The sequence below is a fragment of the uncultured Roseovarius sp. genome, from assembly GCF_913054395.1.
Classification (GTDB): Bacteria; Pseudomonadota; Alphaproteobacteria; order Rhodobacterales; family Rhodobacteraceae; genus Roseovarius.
Genome location: NZ_CAJXIP010000004.1, coordinates 1 through 19,544 on the forward strand (window position 1 = coordinate 1; position 19,544 = coordinate 19,544).

At 59.9% G+C, this 19,544-nt stretch carries 16 protein-coding genes; 11 read left to right on the forward strand and 5 right to left on the reverse strand.

Annotated elements, in window-relative coordinates; translation table 11 throughout:
- Positions 1 to 460 (reverse strand): branched-chain amino acid ABC transporter permease (locus QZ522_RS00995; RefSeq protein WP_294606543.1); only part of this gene is annotated, 460 nt, incomplete at its 3' end.
- Between the two features lie 79 nt (positions 461 to 539).
- On the reverse strand, positions 540 to 1,832 hold the full coding sequence (locus tag QZ522_RS01000; RefSeq protein ID WP_294606544.1) for an ABC transporter substrate-binding protein: 1,293 nt from the start codon (positions 1,830 to 1,832) through the stop codon (positions 540 to 542).
- Between the two features lie 461 nt (positions 1,833 to 2,293).
- Here QZ522_RS01000 and QZ522_RS01005 point away from each other — a divergent pair, with 461 nt between their 5' ends.
- Positions 2,294 to 3,022, forward strand: coding sequence for an FCD domain-containing protein (locus tag QZ522_RS01005; protein WP_294606545.1), 729 nt, complete (start codon positions 2,294 to 2,296; stop codon positions 3,020 to 3,022).
- Here QZ522_RS01005 and QZ522_RS01010 read toward each other — a convergent pair whose 3' ends face one another.
- Entirely contained in the window at positions 3,023 to 4,324 is a 1,302-nt protein-coding gene (locus QZ522_RS01010) for an ABC transporter substrate-binding protein (protein WP_294606546.1), read from the reverse strand.
- Positions 4,325 to 4,488: 164 nt separating this feature from the next.
- Between QZ522_RS01010 and QZ522_RS01015 the strand changes: the two genes are divergently transcribed.
- Positions 4,489 to 5,847, forward strand: coding sequence for an NAD(P)/FAD-dependent oxidoreductase (locus QZ522_RS01015; protein WP_294606547.1), 1,359 nt, complete (start codon positions 4,489 to 4,491; stop codon positions 5,845 to 5,847).
- 227 nt (positions 5,848 to 6,074) lie between these two features.
- Here QZ522_RS01015 and QZ522_RS01020 read toward each other — a convergent pair whose 3' ends face one another.
- The gene (locus QZ522_RS01020) at positions 6,075 to 6,236 is read right to left on the reverse strand and encodes a hypothetical protein (RefSeq protein WP_294606548.1); all 162 of its coding nucleotides are present in this window, start codon (positions 6,234 to 6,236) and stop codon (positions 6,075 to 6,077) included.
- A gap of 328 nt (positions 6,237 to 6,564) precedes the next feature.
- Between QZ522_RS01020 and QZ522_RS01025 the strand changes: the two genes are divergently transcribed.
- The 3 genes from QZ522_RS01025 to QZ522_RS01035 are packed head-to-tail and all read left to right on the forward strand — an operon-like array spanning position 6,565 to position 11,249.
- The gene (locus QZ522_RS01025; protein WP_294606549.1) at positions 6,565 to 9,210 is read left to right on the forward strand and encodes an alpha/beta family hydrolase; all 2,646 of its coding nucleotides are present in this window, start codon (positions 6,565 to 6,567) and stop codon (positions 9,208 to 9,210) included.
- 58 nt (positions 9,211 to 9,268) lie between these two features.
- Positions 9,269 to 10,672, forward strand: a complete 1,404-nt coding sequence (locus tag QZ522_RS01030; RefSeq protein ID WP_294606550.1) for a DegQ family serine endoprotease — start codon at positions 9,269 to 9,271, stop codon at positions 10,670 to 10,672.
- 28 nt (positions 10,673 to 10,700) lie between these two features.
- Positions 10,701 to 11,249 (forward strand): nucleotide exchange factor GrpE, encoded by a 549-nt coding sequence (locus tag QZ522_RS01035; RefSeq protein ID WP_294606551.1) that lies wholly within the window; start codon positions 10,701 to 10,703, stop codon positions 11,247 to 11,249.
- Between the two features lie 56 nt (positions 11,250 to 11,305).
- Here the strand turns inward: QZ522_RS01035 and QZ522_RS01040 are convergent, their stop codons facing one another.
- On the reverse strand, positions 11,306 to 15,781 hold the full coding sequence (locus QZ522_RS01040; RefSeq protein ID WP_294606552.1) for a chemotaxis protein CheB: 4,476 nt from the start codon (positions 15,779 to 15,781) through the stop codon (positions 11,306 to 11,308).
- Positions 15,782 to 16,173: 392 nt separating this feature from the next.
- Between QZ522_RS01040 and atpD the strand changes: the two genes are divergently transcribed.
- Genes atpD through QZ522_RS01070 form a run of 6 tightly spaced genes read left to right on the forward strand, consistent with a single transcriptional unit; the run spans position 16,174 to position 19,540 of the window.
- A complete protein-coding gene (gene atpD, locus QZ522_RS01045; protein WP_294606619.1) occupies positions 16,174 to 17,601 on the forward strand; it encodes a F0F1 ATP synthase subunit beta in 1,428 nt (475 codons plus the stop codon).
- Entirely contained in the window at positions 17,598 to 18,008 is a 411-nt protein-coding gene (locus tag QZ522_RS01050; protein WP_294606554.1) for a F0F1 ATP synthase subunit epsilon, read from the forward strand. Before atpD ends, QZ522_RS01050 begins: the two co-directional genes overlap by 4 nt.
- A complete protein-coding gene (locus QZ522_RS01055) occupies positions 18,005 to 18,298 on the forward strand; it encodes an AtpZ/AtpI family protein (RefSeq protein ID WP_294606555.1) in 294 nt (97 codons plus the stop codon). Before QZ522_RS01050 ends, QZ522_RS01055 begins: the two co-directional genes overlap by 4 nt.
- Positions 18,280 to 18,585, forward strand: coding sequence for an ATP synthase subunit I (locus QZ522_RS01060; RefSeq protein ID WP_294606556.1), 306 nt, complete (start codon positions 18,280 to 18,282; stop codon positions 18,583 to 18,585). Before QZ522_RS01055 ends, QZ522_RS01060 begins: the two co-directional genes overlap by 19 nt.
- Positions 18,582 to 19,295, forward strand: coding sequence for a F0F1 ATP synthase subunit A (locus QZ522_RS01065; protein WP_294606557.1), 714 nt, complete (start codon positions 18,582 to 18,584; stop codon positions 19,293 to 19,295). Before QZ522_RS01060 ends, QZ522_RS01065 begins: the two co-directional genes overlap by 4 nt.
- Positions 19,295 to 19,540 carry a F0F1 ATP synthase subunit C gene (locus QZ522_RS01070; RefSeq protein ID WP_294606558.1) on the forward strand — a complete coding sequence of 82 codons (246 nt, stop codon included), beginning with the start codon at positions 19,295 to 19,297 and terminating at the stop codon, positions 19,538 to 19,540. Before QZ522_RS01065 ends, QZ522_RS01070 begins: the two co-directional genes overlap by 1 nt.
- Positions 19,541 to 19,544: the final 4 nt, after the last annotated feature.

Sequence of the window (19,544 nt, forward strand, 5' to 3'; positions counted from 1 at the left end):
TGCCCAGCAAGACAACCGCCGCGACGATGACATAAAGCCGTGCCAGCGGCAGGCGCACCCTGTCGGAAAATTCGATCACATATTGGGTCGCGGGGGGAATGTTTTCCATCCGCACGCCAAAGCCCATCACCGCCAGCGCCTGAAGGATCATCAGGAACCCGATTGAGGCCACAAGCCCGCCCAACGGGTTGTCGCGCAGCGGCCTGAAAAGCGTGCGCTCCATCGCAAGCCCCAGAAACCCGACGAATATCAACCCCGCCGCAACGGCGACGAAAAAGGGCAACTGCCAATCGGTGTAGAGGAAAACAACCGTATAGGCGCCCGCCATATACAGCTCGCCATGGGCGAAGTTGATCACGCCCATCACCCCGAAGATAAGCACAAGTCCGACGGCAATCAGCGAAATATAGCTAGCAGCATATACGGCGTTCAGGCCGGTCTGCGCGAGAAGGTCCAGCATCGTTACGTTTCTCTGTTTTTAGGGGAATTCGGGGCGGCCCCCCTGATCGGCACCGCCCCTTGCCTGTTCCTGCGTGACCTTAGCCGCGCTGATCCCACATCTGGTCATAGGCCTTCATGTGCTTGACCAGAAGGTCGCCGTGTTTTTCATACCACGCCGGGATATTGCGGAATTCCTTGATCGTGGCCTTGCCGCCCTCAATCGCCACCACCGGCCAGTCACCGACCAGCGCGTTGTCGATCCCGAAAAGCTCGCTGCCCCACCACTTGGCATCGCCAAACGCATGCGCCCCGTTGCCGCCGTCCTTCATTGCGGCAACCACGGCGTCGGGCGCGGCGGAACCGGCCTTTTCGGCGGCCGACCGCCACAGATCCATGATCGAGGCATATTCCCAGCTGACCGCGCCCCATTGACCGGGGAACCGCTTGTTGAACTCGGCGTAAAATCCGTTGGGATCGGCAAAGTTGATCTGATCGGAATTCAGCGCCGCATCGTCGAAATCGGGGAACTGGAAGATGAAACCTTCCATGAATTCCTCTGAGGTTTTGGCGATCATCTGATCATAGAAATCCGCTGTACAGCTGATGATCTGGCCTTTGTACCCCTGCTGGAACAGCTGTTCCGCAATCGGGTGCACATAATCGGAATAGCACGTGTCCAGACAGACGATATCGGGGTTGCCCGAGATCAATTTCGTCACAACGGGAGCGAAATCGGTCGTCGCCGGGTCGAACAACAGCGGCTCATCCAGCATTTCGATACCTGCGGCCTCGAACGCGGCCAGATAGGTGGCAACCGACGGAAGACCCAAAGCGTCGTCCTGCGCACAGATCACGGCGGTCTTCAGGTCCGGCTTGTTCTCGGCAAGCCATTCAACGCCGGTGACGTTATAGATCGGGTGCACCTCGGCCGGTGCAATCAATGTTTTCGTATCGGGGCCAAGGTCACTTGGCAGCAAAGTCGAAAACAGCATGCCGGTCTTGTCGGCCACCGGCTGTACGCCCGGCCATGTGTCACCGCCAAGCATCATCACAAAGCTTACACCGTCTTCGCGGATCAGCTTGATCGCGCCGGTCCATGCCTTGGCGGGATCGTATTCGTTGTCGTAGCCCACGAATTCGACCGAGTAATTGCCATCGGCAAGCTTGATGCCCCCCGCCGCATTCACCCGTTCCGCCCAGATTTCACAGCCGTCGAGCCCCGGCTTGCCCCAGGCCGCCACTGGCCCGGTCAAAGGCGCCAGAAAGCCGATCTTGATGACCTTGTCGGCGGCCAGGGCCGCCCCCGGAAGGCTGCTTGCCGCGGCGGCGGCGGCAGATGACTTAAGGAATGTCCGACGGGTCAGACCCGAGGCCACGATCTTTGATAACATTGAAATTCTCCCATGTTGCCCGCCCGTTTTTCGGGCAGTGTTTTTTGGCAAAACCTCAGCTGCGCAAACCCAATCTTATCGTCGAAAAACACTACCAGTTCGTACAATTTGCCTTGGTCCTGTTCGAAAACGCTAGCAGACAAGCCTAATCATGCCAAGAAAATTGGTTCAATTTGGACTAATATTATAAATTTTGGCGCAATATCGGTTCCTCGAGGCCACCGGAAATCCGCTTTTTACCTTATCTTTCAATTGCTTGATCCAAGCCCACATTGAGGTCATTTTTTCGGCGGCGAAAGTACCAATTCGTCAGAAAGTCAGTATATTGGTATGATCCAAGCCAAAGCGCCAAATGAAAATAACCGGGCAAGGCCGCACACTATTACGCATCGGGTTTGGCATATCTCACCGCACAGAGCTATGGTGACATGCACAGGAATAAAGGCTACGCAGGGACCACAATGAATAAGAAACTCAGCGAAAATGCCGAAGGTCTGATCACCAGGCAGCCCATCGGGGCCACGGTGCAAATTGTCGTGGATACCCTGTTTGCCCGGATCAAATCCGAAGAATATCCGATTGATACGCGCCTGCCCTCGGAGCGAACCCTTGCATCGGAACTGGGCGTCGCCCGCAATACCGTGCGCGAGGCCCTGGATGTTCTGGAAACCCAAAAGGCGATCCGCCGCCGCGCGGGGTCGGGCAGCTTTGTCACCTATCGTTCCGTCACGCCGCGCAACACGTCGGCCGAATCGGTCGCCGATCAGACCAGCCCGCTGGATCATCTGGTCGTCCGCGGCATTCTGGAGCCCGAAATGGTGCGCCTGGCCGTCATCAACATGACGCCGAGGATGATCACCGAACTCTCGGAAACACTGTCGGAGATCGAAACCATCCAGACCGATGTGGAAAAATTCATCGAGCTTGAGGAAAAGCTTTACACCCAGATTGCCGAAGGCACCGGCAATCCGCTCCTGGCATCCTGCTACAAACTGTCGATCGAAACCTACCGGCAAAGCTTTCGCACCAAGCTGCGGCGGCGCCACCTGACGCCCAAGCGCATTCAGGATTATCAGAAACGCTATAATACGTTGTTCAACGCGATATCATCGCGCGATGTCGCCTCGGCGGTCGAGTTTATCAAGCTGCATCTGGTCGAAGAGCAAAACCTGCTATTGCAGGAGTTTTGATCACTTCGGAACGCTACGGGCAAGCAGATCCGTGGTTTCGCCCGGATGACGCAGCCGTTGCTGCCACATCTGGCCCAGGTCCTGCATTTCCGCCTTGAGCAGTTTGCTATGCCGCTCAAGCCAGTCCGGAATTGATCCAAAGCCCACGATCCGCGCCTTGCCCCGTTGAATCGTGACCACCGGCCAATCGCCCACCAGCGCATTATCAATGCCGAAAACATCCTTGCCCCACCAATTCGCCGGGCCAAAGGCATGGGTCACATGCCCCAATTGCTTCATCGCCGCCAGGACCGACGCCGGATTGACCGTTCCGGCCTTTTCCACGGCGGCATGCCAGATATCCAGAATAGCCGCATATTCCCAGCTTACAGCACTCCAACTGCCCGGATACAGGTTGTTGTATTCCTCGAAGAAAACGTTGGGCTGGTTGAAGAAAAACGCCTTTTCCCGCAATTCCGGGTCGTCAAAATCCGGAAACTGAAACACCACCCCTTCCATGAACTCGCGGCTGGTCTTCTCGACAAGCGCCTCGTAATGGTCAAGCGTGCAGGACACGATCTGCCCTTTGAAGCCCTGTTCAAACGCGTATTGCGTCATCGCATGTACCATCGGCGTATAGCTGGTGCACCAGCACAGGATATCCGGGTTCTGGTCCAGCATCGGTTGAACGATCGCCGCCGCATCTGCGCCTTCCGAGGCATATTTTACCTCTTTCACCACCTGCCGCCCCGCCGCCTTGAACGCCGCGCGATAGGTGGCAAGCGACGGCAGGCCCATTCCGTCGGTCTGGCTGCACATGGCCACGGTGCGCAACTCTGGCCGCTCGCGCACCAGCCAATCCACCCCCGTCACCACATAAATCGGGTGCACTTCGCTGGGTGCGATCAGATAAGGCGTATCTGGCGACAGGTCGCTGGGCAAAAGCGTCGAGGTCAGAATGCGGCGCTCGTTCAACAACTCGATCACCGGCGGAATAGTATCCCCGCCGAGCATCATCATCAGCTTGACGTCGTGGTTCTGGAGCAATTGCATTGCACCATCACGCGCCTTGTCCGGGCCATAGCCGCAATCATAGGCATGGATGCGAATAGGATAGCGCCGCCCGCCGATCAGCATCCCCCCGGCATTGTTCAGCCAGCTTTCCCAGATGCGGCATCCATGCAGTCCCGGCAGCCCCCAGGATTCGGCCTGCCCACTCAGCGGGGCCAGAAAGCCGATATTCACGGTTTTCGCCATGCCCACCGACAATCGCGGCATCGCCCCGGAAATAGCCAAACGCAGTGCAAAGTTCGAAGATTCCATGCCTTCTTTTATACCCTCCGCGAGCGTAACCAAACCGCCAATATACGAAAACTGACCAATTTGCCGATTATTGTTGACTTATTGGTGCACTATTTGGCCTATTAAAAGGAACCAAAAGAACCAAAGTATAATTTTTGGTCCATTCCAACATAGGAGAACGCTCAATGACAAACAAACGAGTTGCAATCATCGGCGCAGGCCCGTCCGGGCTGGCACAATTGCGTGCCTTCCAATCCGCGGCGGCAAAAGGCGAGGCAGTGCCCGAAGTCGTCTGCTACGAAAAGCAATCCGATTGGGGTGGTCTGTGGAATTACACCTGGCGCACGGGCGTCGATGAGGCGGGCTATCCCTGCCACGGTTCGATGTATCGCTATCTGTGGTCGAATGGCCCGAAAGAGGGACTTGAGTTTGCCGATTACACATTCGACGAGCATTTCGGCTGTGAGATCGCAAGCTATCCGCCGCGCGCCGTCCTGTTTGACTATATCAAGGGCCGTGTCGAGCGCGCAGGCGTGCGCGACAAGATTCAGTTCAACACCGTTGTGCGCGATGTCCGGTTTGAGAACGGCAAATTTTCCCTGACCGCACGCAACACAAAGACCGATTCCGAGACCACCGAAGTGTTTGACCACGTGGTCGTGGCCTCGGGCCACTTCTCGACCCCGAACGTGCCGCATTATCCGGGCTTTGAATCGTTCAATGGCCGCATCCTGCACGCCCATGATTTCCGCGATGCGCGCGAATTTTCGGGCAAGGACATCCTGATTCTCGGAACCAGCTATTCCGCCGAGGACATCGGTTCTCAATGCTGGAAATACGGCTGCAACTCGGTCACGGTCGCCCATCGGACCGCGCCCATGGGCTATGACTGGCCCGACAACTGGCAGGAGGTTCCAGCCCTGATCAAGGTCGATGGCCGCACCGCACATTTCAAGGACGGCACGACCAAGGATGTCGATGCCATCATCCTGTGTACAGGCTATCGCCACCATTTCGACTTCCTGCCCGACAACCTGCGCCTCAAGACCGCCAATCGCCTTGCGGCGGCGGATCTCTACAAGGGTGTGGCCTATGTCCACAACCCGGCCCTGTTCTATCTGGGCATGCAGGACCAGTGGTATACATTCAACATGTTCGACGCCCAGGCCTGGTGGGTGCGCGATTGCATCCTGGGCAAAATCGCCCTGCCCGATACCGCCACCATGATGGCCGACCCCAAGAGGCGCGAAGCCGAGGAGGACGCCCTTGAAGATGATTACGCCTGCATCCGCTATCAAGGGGCCTATGTTCAGGAACTGAGCGCCGAAACCGATTATCCCAGCTTTGATATCGAGGCGTCCAACCAGGCCTTCTTCGAATGGAAAAAGCTCAAGAAGAAGGGCATCATGGATTTCCGCAACCATGGCCACACCTCGCCGATGACCGGCAAGAAGGCCCCGGCACACCATACGCCTTGGGTCGATGCGCTTGACGACAGCCTGAAGGTCTATCTTCAAACCAGTAGCGAGACTGAAGTCGCCTGATAACAGGTGCCCCCTTGCCGAACCCGGACATCGGGTTCGGCCCCCCCCGTCTGATGCGGGATCGCCAGTGACACGAAAGCAATTCCCGCTGGTGACAATCGGCTTATTGTTTGCGGCACGCGCGCGAGATTGCCATGATTGATGCCGCTATTGCGCGGCTGAAGGCGCTTAATCTCGATATCTGGCAGACAATCGCGGCCTTCGGGTACCCGATCCAGGGTTGGTCCCTAGACCCCCCAGATCCGGCGCAATTCTCCGACGTGCTGTGTGGCAATCCTGAAATAACGCGCGATTTCCACATCCGACAAACCGAGATCCACGAAGGTCTCCAAAGCCTGCTTTGGCCTTGGTCCGAGAACGTGAAGGGATTTCTGCAACTCATAGGACATGCCCGGATCCGCCTTTCTCGCTGGAACAGGATCGCCACTGGTCGACTTCCCAATGAGAGGTTTGGAATGATCGCGCCCACCCATCATGACATTTTTCGCCTCCGAATATGAAAAGCCGGTAACGCGGCAGACACATTCTGAAATAATGGCGGGTCACGCAATTGACGTAAATCATGCCGATGACCTTCGGGCCCGCAGCTGGCAGAAACTTGCCAGTGACGCCTGCGCCGATACGGTTTTCCCTGATCCGTCAAGGCAGATGCGACATCACGGCGTTAATTGAGCAAAATCAATCTGGCCCGCCCTCAGAGTCAGTAGACTTGCCAGCATGGATATGGATGCCCAACACTTCGCAAACCGCACCGACGCAGGCCGTGTTCTGGCCCGGCTTCTGGCCGACATGGAGCTTGAAGAGCCGCTGATCTATGCGCTGCCCCGTGGTGGCGTGCCGGTGGCGGTCGAGATTGCCAAAAGACTGGGGGCGCCGCTTGATCTGCTGCTGGTGCGCAAGATCGGCGCGCCGGGAAACCCCGAAGTTGCGCTCGGCGCACTTGTAGAGGGGGCGGCCGAACAAATTGTCATCAATGACCATATCAGGCGCGTATCGGGGGCCGATGATGCCTATATCGCGCGGGCGGTCGCCCAGCAACGGGCCGAACTTGAACGACGCAAGGCGCGCTATCTCGGCGACCGTGCCCGCCTTGACCCGACCGGGCGGACCGTTGTGGTTGTCGACGACGGGCTGGCGACGGGGGCCACCATGAAGGCGGCCCTCATCGGCCTGAAACGCGGTGGCCGCCCGGCCCGTATCGTCGTGGCATTGCCCGTCGCGCCGAAATCGGCGCTGGAGGCCATCTATGATCAGGCCGACGACATCATTTGCGTCCACCCGGTAACGGCATTCCACGGCGTGGGCGGGGCCTACCGGGACTTTCACCAGCTATCGGACGACGAAACCGTCGCCCTTTTGACCACGGTTTCGCCCCGGCCGTCAAAGACCGCGCCGTATCATGAACGACAGGTGGCGATTCCACCGCTCGGGCTGATCGGGGATCTGACGGTGCCCCCAAACCCGCAGGGGATCGTCCTGTTTGCCCACGGCAGCGGATCAAGCAGGCGCAGCCCACGCAATGCCCATGTCGCGGAAAAACTCAACGAGAACGGGTTTGCCACGCTTCTGTTTGACCTGCTGACGCCGCAGGAGGGTCAGGATCGCCGCAACGTCTTTGACATCCCGCTTCTGGCGGATCGCGTGGTTGAAGGATCACTATGGATCGCGTCCGAACCCGACATCGGGGAGTTGCCATTGGGCCTGTTTGGCGCAAGTACCGGTGCAGGGGCCGCATTGGTCGCGGCGGCAGAGCTTAAGGCACGGGTCGCCGCAGTGGTATCGCGGGGCGGACGCCCGGATCTGGCGGCCGATTTCCTGGCCGAGGTCCAAAGTCCTACCCTGCTCCTGGTGGGCAGTCGCGATCATGAGGTGATCAAGCTGAACGAACAGGCGCTTGCCGCGCTGACCTGCCCCAAAAAGCTAGAGCTTGTCGCCGGCGCCGGGCACCTTTTTGAAGAACAGGACACGCTGGATATCGTGATCGGGCATGCCGCCGCATGGTTCAAGACCCATCTGCGAGCGCAAGTGCCCGAACGCCCGAAACCCGCGCCGCTGCCCAAGGCCGACCGGGTCTTCTCCGTTCTCAGGGCCGCTGCCGAAAGCCTGCCGCCGCTCAATGACCCCGCCTTTGCGCAATCCTTTGACAGGTTCGGATCAAAGCGCATCGTCCTGCTCGGCGAAGCGTCGCATGGCACATCGGAATTTTACAAGGCCCGCGCGGCCATCACGCGCCGCCTGATCGAGAAACACGGCTTTTCGATCGTCGCCGTCGAAGCGGACTGGCCCGATGCGGCGGCCCTCGATCACCAGATACGCGGCAAACCCTACGAGCCGATGAAGGGCCAGCCCTTCGCACGCTTTCCAGGCTGGATGTGGCGCAATGCCGAATTCGAGGCCTTCACCGGGTTCCTGAAGCAACATAACGCGGCAAAGGACATGGAAGATCGCGTCGCCTTCTATGGACTTGATCTTTACAACATGAATGCCTCGATCGCCGAAGTCCTGTCCTATCTCGATCGCGTCGATGAACAGGCCGCGCAGGTGGCGCGCGCGCGCTATGCCTGCCTGAGACCCTGGGCACGCGAACCCGCCGCCTACGGGCGCGCGGCGCTCACGCATGGGTTTTCGGTTTGCGAAAAACCCGTGACGCAAATTCTGGTCGATCTGCTCAAGAAACAGCTAAGCTATGTCCCGCAGGACGGCGACCAGTTCTTTGATGCGACGCAGAACGCGCGGCTTGTCGCCAATGCAGAGCGATATTACCGGGTGATGTACTATGGCTCGAACCTGTCATGGAACCTGCGGGACCGGCATATGTTCCAGACCCTGCGCCACATCCTCAACCATGCCGGACCCGATAAAAAGGCTGTGGTCTGGGCGCATAATTCCCATATCGGCGATGCCCGGCATACGGATATGGGCCGCAGTCGCGGCGAGTTGAATATAGGTCAGCTCTGCCGTGAGGACTATGGCGATGCGGCGGCCCTGATCGGCTTTGGCACGGGCTCCGGCACGGTGGCGGCCGCGTCGGAATGGGACAGCCCGATGGAGATCAAAACCATCCGCCCCCCGCTTGCCGAGAGCTATGAGGCGCTCTGTCACGCCGTCGATCTCGAGCGTTTTCTCTGGGACTTCAGGAAGGATCAGACGCCCGCATTCAGGCGGTTGATCGCCGAGGCCAGGCTGGAACGCTACATCGGCGTGATCTATCGGCCTGAAACCGAACGGGCGAGCCACTACAGCCATGCGACCCTGTCGGACCAATATGACGCGTTCGTCTGGATCGACCGGTCCAGCGCCGTCACGCCCCTCGCCACGCTGAGCAACAAGACGGAGGACGAAACCTTTCCGTCCGGGCTGTGATGTCATCCGCAGGGTTCGGCCACGGCCCGCTTTTTGTTTTGCCTTAAGGAGACTGGCAATGACTGCATTTGCTTCTCGTCTTGGTCGCATGGTGCTGGCCCTCTGCATCTGCACCCTGACCTTTGCCCTGCCGCTCGCGGCGCAGACCGCCGACCGGCCGCTGTACCTCAACGAAGACGGGCTTCCGACACTCGCGCCCTTGCTGGCCGAAGTCACCCCTGCAGTGGTCAATATTGCCGTCGAAAGCCGCCAGACAGCCGAGCTTAACCCGCTGTTCAACGATCCCTTCTTTCGGCGTTTCTTTGACTTGCAGCCGTTTCAGCAACAGCCCCAGACCCGCCGCCAGATGAGCGCGGGATCGGGCGTGATCATCGACGCCGAAGAGGGGTATGTCCTGACCAACCACCATGTCGTGGAAAACGGCGAGCGCATTATCGTCACCCTCAAGGACCGCCGCCAATTCGAGGCAACCCTGATCGGAAGCGACCCCGGCACCGATATCGCCCTTCTGCGGATCGAGGCGGATGACCTGCGCGCCCTTGACCTGGGCGACAGCGACCGCTTGCAGGTGGGCGATTACGTTCTTGCGATCGGCAACCCCTTCGGCCTTGGCCAGACCGTGACCTCGGGCATTGTAAGCGCCCTCGGGCGCAGCGGGCTGAACATCGAAGGCTATGAGGATTTCATTCAGACCGATGCCTCGATCAACCCCGGCAATTCGGGGGGCGCGCTGGTCACGCTGGACGGGCGGCTAGCAGGGATCAACACCGCGATCATCGCGCCCTCGGGTGGCAATGTCGGAATCGGCTTTGCGGTGCCTGTGAACATGGTCGCCGCGGTGGCAGACCAACTTGCCGAATTCGGCGAGGTCCGGCGCGGGCAGCTTGGCGTCATGATACAGGATTTCACCCCCGACCTTGCCGAAGCACTGGGCATCGACGCCGGTCTCGGGGCCGTCATCACCCAGGTCGAACCCGATAGCGCCGCCGCAGAGGCCGGATTGCTGCCCGGCGACCTGATCGTTTCCGTCGATGGGCGCGCAATTGCCAGTTCCGCCGACCTGCGCAGCCAGATCGGCCTCAAGCGGATTGGCAAACGGATCGAGATCGAAATCATCCGCGACGGTCAGCCCCGAACGCTCGACGTCATCATGCGCCGGGGCGCGCAGGGCGGCGCCGGTCAGGGCGCGCGCGGGCTTGGCCGCCTGTCGGGGGCCGACCTGCGCAATCTGCAACCGGGAGATCCGTTCTATGGCGATCTCTCAGGGGTGGTGATCGCCAGTCTCGAGCCAGACAGCCGCCCGGCGCACGCCGGGCTCAAGGTCGGCGACATTATCCTGGCCGTCAATCGGGTGCCTGTCGCCTCGGTCTCCGAGGTGCGCCAACAGCTTGCGAAGGTCGACGGCGCGCTCGCTTTGACGATTCAACGCGGATCGGCCCGCATTTTCCTTGTCATGCGCTGACATCGAAGCCCCAGGAAAGGAGAACAGCATGGACCCGAAACATCACACCGCCGAAACCCCTGAAACCACCTCAGAAGATCAGGATGGTGAAACATCGCCCCCGGATCCCGCCGCAGAACTTGAGGAGATAAAAGATAAATGGATGCGAGCGCTTGCAGAGGTCGAGAACGCGAGAAAACGCGCCAATGCCGCCCGCCTTGACGGGCGCGAGCATGGCCTGGCCGTTGCCGTCGAAGCGCTGGTGCCCGCCTTCGACGCGGTCACGGTTGCAATCGAGACAGCGCGCAAAAGCCCTGAGGCCGATACACCCGCTCTTGCGTCCTACGTTGAAGGGCTTTGCAACATAAAGACGGCGTTCGAGGCCGGATTGAAGGTTCTCGGTGTCACCACGATCACGCCAGAGGGCACCGCATTCGACCCCGAGCGGCACGAAGCCTTGCAAGCACAGGAAACCGACAAGGTGGAACCCGGCCATGTCCTCGCCCTGCACCGCCCCGGCCTGGCCCTTGGCAAGCGTTTGATAAGACCGGCCCACGTCACCGTGAGCACCGCCCCCGGCAAAGCTTCCGGGGACTGATGTATTGGGCGCAGACCACGACACGAACCGGCGTTGAAAGAACGGCGGTGGTTCGGTCAGTCCAGAAGTTTTCTCAAGGCTTTGGCCAATTCCTTCAAACCATAGGGCTTTCTCAGGATGGCATAGTCGTTTTCCGATAGCCCCGCACCCCGCATATCCACGCCTTTGGCATAACCGGTTGCCAGCAGAACCTTCAGATCAGGCCGCAGCGCCCGCGCCTTGTCCGCAACATCGAACCCGCTCATTCCGCCGGGCATCACAACGTCCGAGAGCACGAGAGCTATATCCTGTCGCTGCCTGACAAGCGCGATCGCCTCGGGTCCGTCGGAGGCCTCAAGAACCTGATATTTCAACTCCTGAAGCCGGGCGACCGTCAGGCGCCGGACCTTTGGATCGTCCTCGACCACAAGGATGGTTTCATTGCAGGTCTCGGCAACGTTTTCCGATCCCGCGACGGCCTTTGACTTCACCTCGCCCGACACCGCAGGCAGAAAGAGGCTCACGGTGGTTCCCTCACCCATCGCGCTGTGAATCGCGACGTGCCCACCGGATTGCTTGGCAAAACCATAAACCATGCTAAGCCCAAGCCCCGACCCGTCGCCCGGCCCCTTGGTTGTAAAAAATGGCTCGAATGCACGCGTTTTTGCCTCGGCAGGCATGCCCACGCCCGTATCGGAAACAGACAGGCACACATAATCTCCGGGCTTCACGTCAACCTCTGATGCGGCATATCTGGCATTGAGCGAAACATTGAGCGTTTCGATTGTTATCGTCCCTCCCTCGGGCATCGCATCACGCGAATTGATTGCAAGATTGAGGATGGCGCTTTCGATCTGGCCCGGATCGGCGAGCGTCGTTTCAAGATCATCGGCAAGCCGGATTTCAATCTCTATATGCTCGCCAATGGTGCGCTCGAGGATCGGAAGCATGACCTTCACCAACGCGTTCAGGGCAACGCGTTCGGGCGCAAGGGACTGGCTTTTGGAAAAGGACAGAAGGTGACTGGTAAGAGCCGCGCCAAGGCTGGATGCTTCAAGCGCCTGATGCACCAATTCAAGCATCGTGCTGTCTTCGGTCCGCATTTCCAGAAGCTCGAGATTACCGATCACGACGGTCAGCAGGTTATTGAAGTCATGCGCAAGCCCGCCAGTCAACTGGCCGACTGCCTCCATCTTCTGGGCGCGATGCAATTCGGCCTGCTGCTTCTTTTCAATGGTCAGGTCGTGCATGATGCCAAGAAAATGCCGCGCGCCGTCAAGTTCGAGTTCCGAAACGCTCAGGCGGATCGGCATGAGCGAGCCGTCTTTGTGCCGGGAATCCATGTCGCGACCGGTGTCGATGATCTTCTTTTCGCCGGTTTTCAGGTACTTCTTCAAATAGCCGTCGTGCTGGCCGAAATGCGGCTCCGGCATAAGCATGCTGACATTTTTACCGATCACCTCGTCCGCGCAATAGCCGAAAATAGCCTCTGCGCCGGGGCTGAAATTCCCGACGACACCTTGCTCGTCGATTGTCACGATCGCTTCGGGAACCGCGTCCAGAATGGCACTCAGACGGGCTTCGCGGTCCAGAATGATCTGTTCCGACCGCTTTCGCTCGGTCACATCGTCCATCGCCAGAAGGATAAGTTCCTGCCCTTCGGGTCCGCCCTCGATCCGGCGGGCATTCAAGACCATGTCCCGCTTGCCCCGATCCCCGGCAGTCAAGGTGATATCATATGCCTCTACCGTTGTTTTTTCCGGCAGGATCGCCTCGATCAGGGTGCGCAGCCCTGGGTCATCCCATTGCCCCCCCTGAATCGAGAAAAGGTTCTGACCGACAAGCTCTGATCCGTTGGTTCCGAATATCCGGCGGAAGGATTGGCTGACGGAAAGGATGGTCAGGCTGTCATCAAGCACCAGCAAAGGTTCGAGCAGCGTGTTGACGATGCTTTCCGAAAACATGCGCGCCGCAGATGCCTGACGTTGCAGGGTCTTGATCTCGGTAACCTCGACAAAGGTCACCACAACGCCGCTTACCTTGCCCTCCTGGGTGCGGTAGGGCAAAACACGCCGAATGAACCACCGCCCGCCCTCGCCCCGAATTTCGCATTCCAGGGGCGCAAGGGTTGCCAGCACCGTTTCGACATCCTTGAACAGATCAGGATCCGTGACCTTGCCAGTGATGTCACTGAACGGTCGCCCGACATCATTGCTGATGAGATTGAAGATGTCGCGCGTGGCGGGCGTGAAACGCATGATCCTGAGATCGTTGTCCAGAAACAGGGTTGCGATGCCTGAACTTGCCAGAAGGTTGTTGAGATCATCCGATATGCGGCGCTCGTCGTCTATCTTCTGCTGAAGCTGGGTATTGAGCGTCGTCAATTCTTCGTTCAGGGATTGCAGCTCTTCTTTCGAGGTCTCAAGTTCTTCGTTGGTCGACTGGAATTCTTCATTCATCGACATGGTTTCTTCATTGACGGCCTTGAGTTCCTCTGTTGACCGCTCAAAATCCCGGATCGTGTCGCGCAGCTCGGCCTTCGTGGCCGCCAGCTCTTGCTCCAGATGGCGGCTCTCCGTTCCCGCGGCCTCTTCCGATGGCGGCAAGGCGGCTCCCGTCGGTTGATCAATAAACGTCACAAGCAGCAGCTTGGAATTGTCCAGGTTCACCGGGTGCGCCTCGATCCTGACCGCTATCTGAGTGTTTTCCCGCGTGACCCTCGCGATGCCTTCGGAAAATGCCTCATTCTGCCGCGCCCCCCGGATCACACTGCTCAGACGCGCCCGCAGGCCCTGACGCGCCATGGCCAGAATATCGCGGCTGTTCTCGCCCGTGGGCACCCTGAGGTACTTGTCAGTCGGACCCTCGAAATAAAGCGCTTCGGACTGCGCATTGATCAGAACGGCCGCCGGCGCGTAATGGTCGACCAGCAGGCGCTGGCTCAATTCCGCAAGGTTGCGGCCCGTGGTCTCTTCCGGGCCATGCGGCGAGACCGGCGTCTTGCCGGCCAGAGGGCCTTGCAGGCGCGGGAAATCCAGCCAGCGGCTGTGCACATGACCCGAGCGTTTATAAATGTGGAACTTCTTCGACAGCGGCTGAAACAGGGTATCGCTGCTCCCGGCTGTTTCGGACATGCCCAGAAACAGGGTCCCACCTTCGCCGAGGGCAAAATGAAACATCCGAAGCACCCGGTCCTGCGCCTCGGGCGTCAGATAGATCATCAGATTGCGGCAGGAGATCAGGTCAAGCTTGGAAAAGGGGGCGTCTGCAAGAATGTTCTGATTGGCGAAAACAATCGCATCGCGCAGTTCCGGCGTCACGCGATAACTGTGATCTTCCTTTACAAAAAACCGTCTCAGGCGGCCCGGAGTGATGTTTTCGACAATCGAATCCGGATAAACGCCGACCCGCGCCACGGCAAGGGCGGCCTCGTCGACATCAGAGGCGAATATCTGGAGCTTCACGTCCTTTCGCAGCTGCGATATCTTTTCGATGAACAGCATCGCCAGCGTGTAGGCTTCCTCGCCGGTGGCACATCCCGGCACCCAGACACGCACCGGGCGGGACGCATCATGCGATCTGATCAACCCGTCGATCACCGTCGTGTCCAGATGTTCGAAGGCCTCGCGGTCGCGGAAGAACGATGTCACATTGATCAACAGGTCGGCCCGAAGGTTCTGTGCCTCTTCCGGCGAATCCCTGAGCAGGGCGAGGTAATCGCGCGAGTTCTCCATATGCCGAAGCGCCATCCGCCGTTCAATCCGGCGCAACAATGTGCCTTCCTTGTAGTGATCGAAGTTGATCGGCGAACAGGCCTTCAAAACAGCCGTGAAATCCTGCAACAGGCCTTTCGCGTTTTCACGTATGACGTTTTTCGCTTTGGTGTTCTGAATCACAGGATGACGGATATAGGCGCCGATGATTTCCGGCATCCTTGCAACCGCAACGATGTGATCCGCCGCCCCGGTCGCAATCGCGCTGCGGGGCATCCCGCCATGCACGGCCTCGTCGGGGTCCTGAACCAGAACGATACCGCCCTCCTCCTTGATCTCGCGGATGGCGAGCGAGCCGTCACTGCCGGCCCCCGACAGAATGACGGCTATGGCGTTCTGACCAAGGTCCAGCGCCAGCGACCTCAGAAATCTGTCGATCGGCAATCGCGTGCCGCGACGGTCCGCCTGATCCGACAGGTGAAGAACCCCTGCCCGGATTTCAAGGTACTTGGCCGGGGGAATGATGTAGACATGATTATGTGCGACGCGGGTCTGATCCTCGGCCGGGAGGACAGCCATGTCGGTATGCTTTGCCAGCAGGTCCGCCATCAGGCTCTTGTGGGTCGGGTCGGCGTGATGGATCACGACATAGGCCGCGCCACTTTTCGACGGCACATTATCCAGAAATTCACCAAGCGCCTGAAGGCCACCGGCCGACGCCCCGAGACAGACGACAGGAACCGGCGGACCTGATGCCGAAGCGTCCTTTGCAACTGCTTTTTTCGGGGGCGCGGTCGCGGCGGGCTCATCGGCGGGTGGCGTTTTGGGTTTTCGGGTCATTACACCTCAAAATTTCGCAGAATTGACGTCAGCCCGATGATTTTTCCAAAAGGTCATATGCAAGGTTAGCCTTTTAACCGCGCCAAGACACTCACAAATTCGATCTGCATGGCGTTTGTAATATCCACCCGGAAACGGCATTCGATCAATATCAAACCAGGGCCGTCAGGCGCATCCACATAAGATCAAGGCAAGTCTTTGCCCGGAATGTCATAGTCCCACAGGCGCGCGGCGCGCCCACAGGCGCCCAGCGCCCGCGATATGACTGATGCAGATCAAGGCGACGTCACGGACCTGTGCATAAACTCCGGTATCCAGCAGCCGCCCCACGTCAGGCCGCCAGCAGTCAGAAACACATGGAGCAAATCCAAGTGCCCGACAGAACCGTCGACATGTCCATTCGGCCCAAGGGCATCGTACACGCCGTCAGGGGCGCCGTGGTCGATGTGGTCTTTCAAACGGCAGAGCTGCCGCCCATCAACTCGGCCCTGGTGGTGGAATGGGAGCGACCCGGCCCGCTTATTGTCGAGGTTCACGCCCATCTCGACCTGACCACGGTGCGCGCTGTGGCCTTTCAGTCCACGGTCGGGCTTGCGCGCGGGGTTGCGGTGCGGGCGACCGGCGGGCCGGTTGGCGTGCCCGTCGGAAAAAATGTCCTTGGTCGGCTTCTGGATGTGGTGGGCAATCCAAAGGATGACGGAGCACCCTTGCCAGGGGATACCCCACGACGATCGATTCACGCGCTGCCGCCTGTCCTGCACTCTCAGACACGGACGACCGATATGTTCGAAACCGGCATCAAGGTCATCGACCTGCTGATGCCCATGGCGCAGGGCGGCAAGGCAGCGATGTTCGGCGGGGCCGGGGTTGGCAAAACCGTTCTGGTGATGGAACTGATCCGCGCCATGGTCGAGAAATACGAAGGCATCTCGGTCTTTGCTGGGGTCGGCGAGCGGTCGCGCGAAGGGCACGAGTTGCTGACGGAAATGCGGGAGTCGGGCGTGCTTCCCCGAACGGTAATGGTATACGGCCAGATGAACGAGCCACCCGGCGCGCGCTGGCGTGCCCCGCTGACCGCGCTTACGATTTCGGAATACTTCCGGGATCACAGCCACAGGAACGTGCTGCTTCTGATGGACAACGTCTTTCGCTTTGTCCAGGCGGGTGGCGAAGTCTCGAGCCTGCTTGGCCGCCTGCCCTCTCGCGTGGGCTATCAGCCGACCTTGGCAACCGAGGTGGCCAGGCTTCAGGAACGTATCGCCTCGGTCGCCGGGTCTTCGGTGACGGCCATTCAGGCGGTCTATGTCCCGGCAGACGATTTCACCGATCCGGCCGTCACGACCATCTCAAGCCATATGGATTGCGTGATTGTTCTGTCACGGGCGCAGGCGACCGAGGGGTTCTATCCGGCGATTGACCCGCTGGCCTCGTCGTCGATGTTACTTGACCCGCTCGTGGTGGGCGCTGACCATTACCGGATCGCCGAAGAGGTCCGCCAGACGCTGGCCCGCTTCCGGGAGTTGAGCGACATCATCTCATTGCTGGGCGTCGAAGAGCTTGGCACCGCGGACCGGCTGATCGTGACGCGGGCGCGGCGGTTGCAGCGTTTCCTGACCCAGCCCTTCATGGTCACCGAGGCCTTTACCGGAACGCCGGGTGCCAGCGTTCCGCTTGCCGACACGCTTGCTGGGTGCCGCGCGATACTTGATGGCGAGACCGATGACTGGTCGGAACACGCGCTTTACATGATCGGCACACTGGAGGATGCAAAGATGAAGGCCTCGGCGGAACGCCCCCCCGACATCCGGGCCATGACATGAGGCTCCGGATCATCACCCCCCTTGCGGTCGTGATCGACGAGGACATCGACGCACTGCGGGCCGAGGACGCAAGCGGAAGTTTCGGCGTTTTGCCCGGCCATGCGCCATTCCTGACCGCGCTTGCGATCTCGATCGTAAGCTGGCGCGCGGCAAATCGCGAGCGCTTTTGCGCCCTGCGCGGCGGGGTGATGACCGTCGGGGGCGCGTCAACCATTGACATCGCAACCCGCGAGGCGGTGCCGGGCGACGACCTGGCCACATTGGACAAACGGGTGCTCGCCCGGTTTCAGGCCGACGCAGACGAGGAACGCATCGAGCACGTCGAAACGATGCGCCTGCAAATAGATGCGATCCGCCGCATGGTCAGCCGCCTGACGCTCGGCGCAAACGCAGGCGAGTTCCGATGAGCGCCCCCGATCCCAAGACCCCGGACGATGATCCGCTGGTGACACAGGCCCGCCTGCGCCGGGAACGCCACGAGCGCTGGCTGCGCGAGGGTGAAATGTCGATCGGCCGCCGACTGGCGCAGATAGGCGTGCTTGGCTGGATCTTCGTGGCCCCGACACTGGCGGGCCTGTTCATCGGCCGCTGGCTTGATGCGCGCCACGGGACCGGCATCTTCTGGAGCGCGCCCCTGATGCTTCTGGGGCTGTGCCTTGGAGGCTGGAGCGCATGGAAATGGATGAACTCACGATGATCGACCTGCACGCCGTTCCCCTGTCGCTGAGCCTGCCGATCTGCTTTGCCGTCGGCCTGTTGCTCGGGCTCGCATATTTCAGCGCCTTGCGCCGGACAACGGAGCTGATCCTCGGCGGGGGCCCCCCCCTTCTTGCGGCTGTTCTCACATTGGGCCGGTTCGCCGGTCTCGGTGCCGGCTTTTATCTTGCCGTCCTGGCGGGGGGCTTTGCACTTTTGACCGCACTGGGCGGTGTTTTGCTTGCCAGGCGGCTGATGCTTGGCAAAACGGAAGGGGGCCGCGCATGAATTCTCCACTGGAATCCGCCATACTGTTTCAACTGGGGCCGGTTGCGATCACCGAAGCGATAGTCACCACCTGGGCGATCATGACGGTGCTGGCGACGGCTGCGGTCCTGCTGACCCGTCAACTTGAGCTTCGCCCGACGCGGCGCCAGGCTGCGCTCGAACTTGTGGTGAGCATGCTCGACACACAGATAGCCGAGACCAGCGGCGCGGATCCGGCGCCCTACCGCGGCTTCATCGGCACGCTGTTCCTGTTCATCCTGATGGCGAACTGGTCCTCGCTGGTGCCGGGCGTCGAGCCACCCACAGCACATCTGGAAACCGACGCCGCCCTCGCCGCACTGGTCTTTCTGTCGATCGTCTGGTTCGGTGTGCGCCGGGGCGGGGTCGGTGGCTATCTCAGGACCTTCGCGGCCCCCAACCCGGTGATGATCCCGCTCAACATGATGCAAAGCCTGACGCGGGTGTTTTCCATGTTCGTGCGCCTTTTCGGCAACGTGATGAGCGGCGTTTTTGTCATCGGCATCGTCGCCTCACTGGCCGGGCTTCTGGTTCCTGTCCCGCTCATGGCGCTCGACCTTCTGACCGGACTGGTTCAGGCCTATATCTTTGCGGTTCTGGCAATGGTCTTCATCTCGTCCACCATCCAGGACCGCAGGGCCGGATCACCGGATGCGGACCCCTCCCCTTCCCCAACTCAAAAGGATACCTGATGGACTATCTCAGTTTGGCCAGCATTATCTCGGCCGCCTTCGCCGTGTCATTTGGCGCCCTTGGCCCGGCGCTGTCCGAAGGCCGAGCCGTCGCCGCCGCGATGGACGCAATCGCACGACAGCCCGAAGCGGCAAACACGATCTCGCGCACGCTGTTTGTCGGCCTCGCGATGATCGAAACGACCGCGATCTACTGTCTGGTGATCGCGCTCTTGCTGCTTTTTGCCAATCCGTTGCTGGCCTGATCCG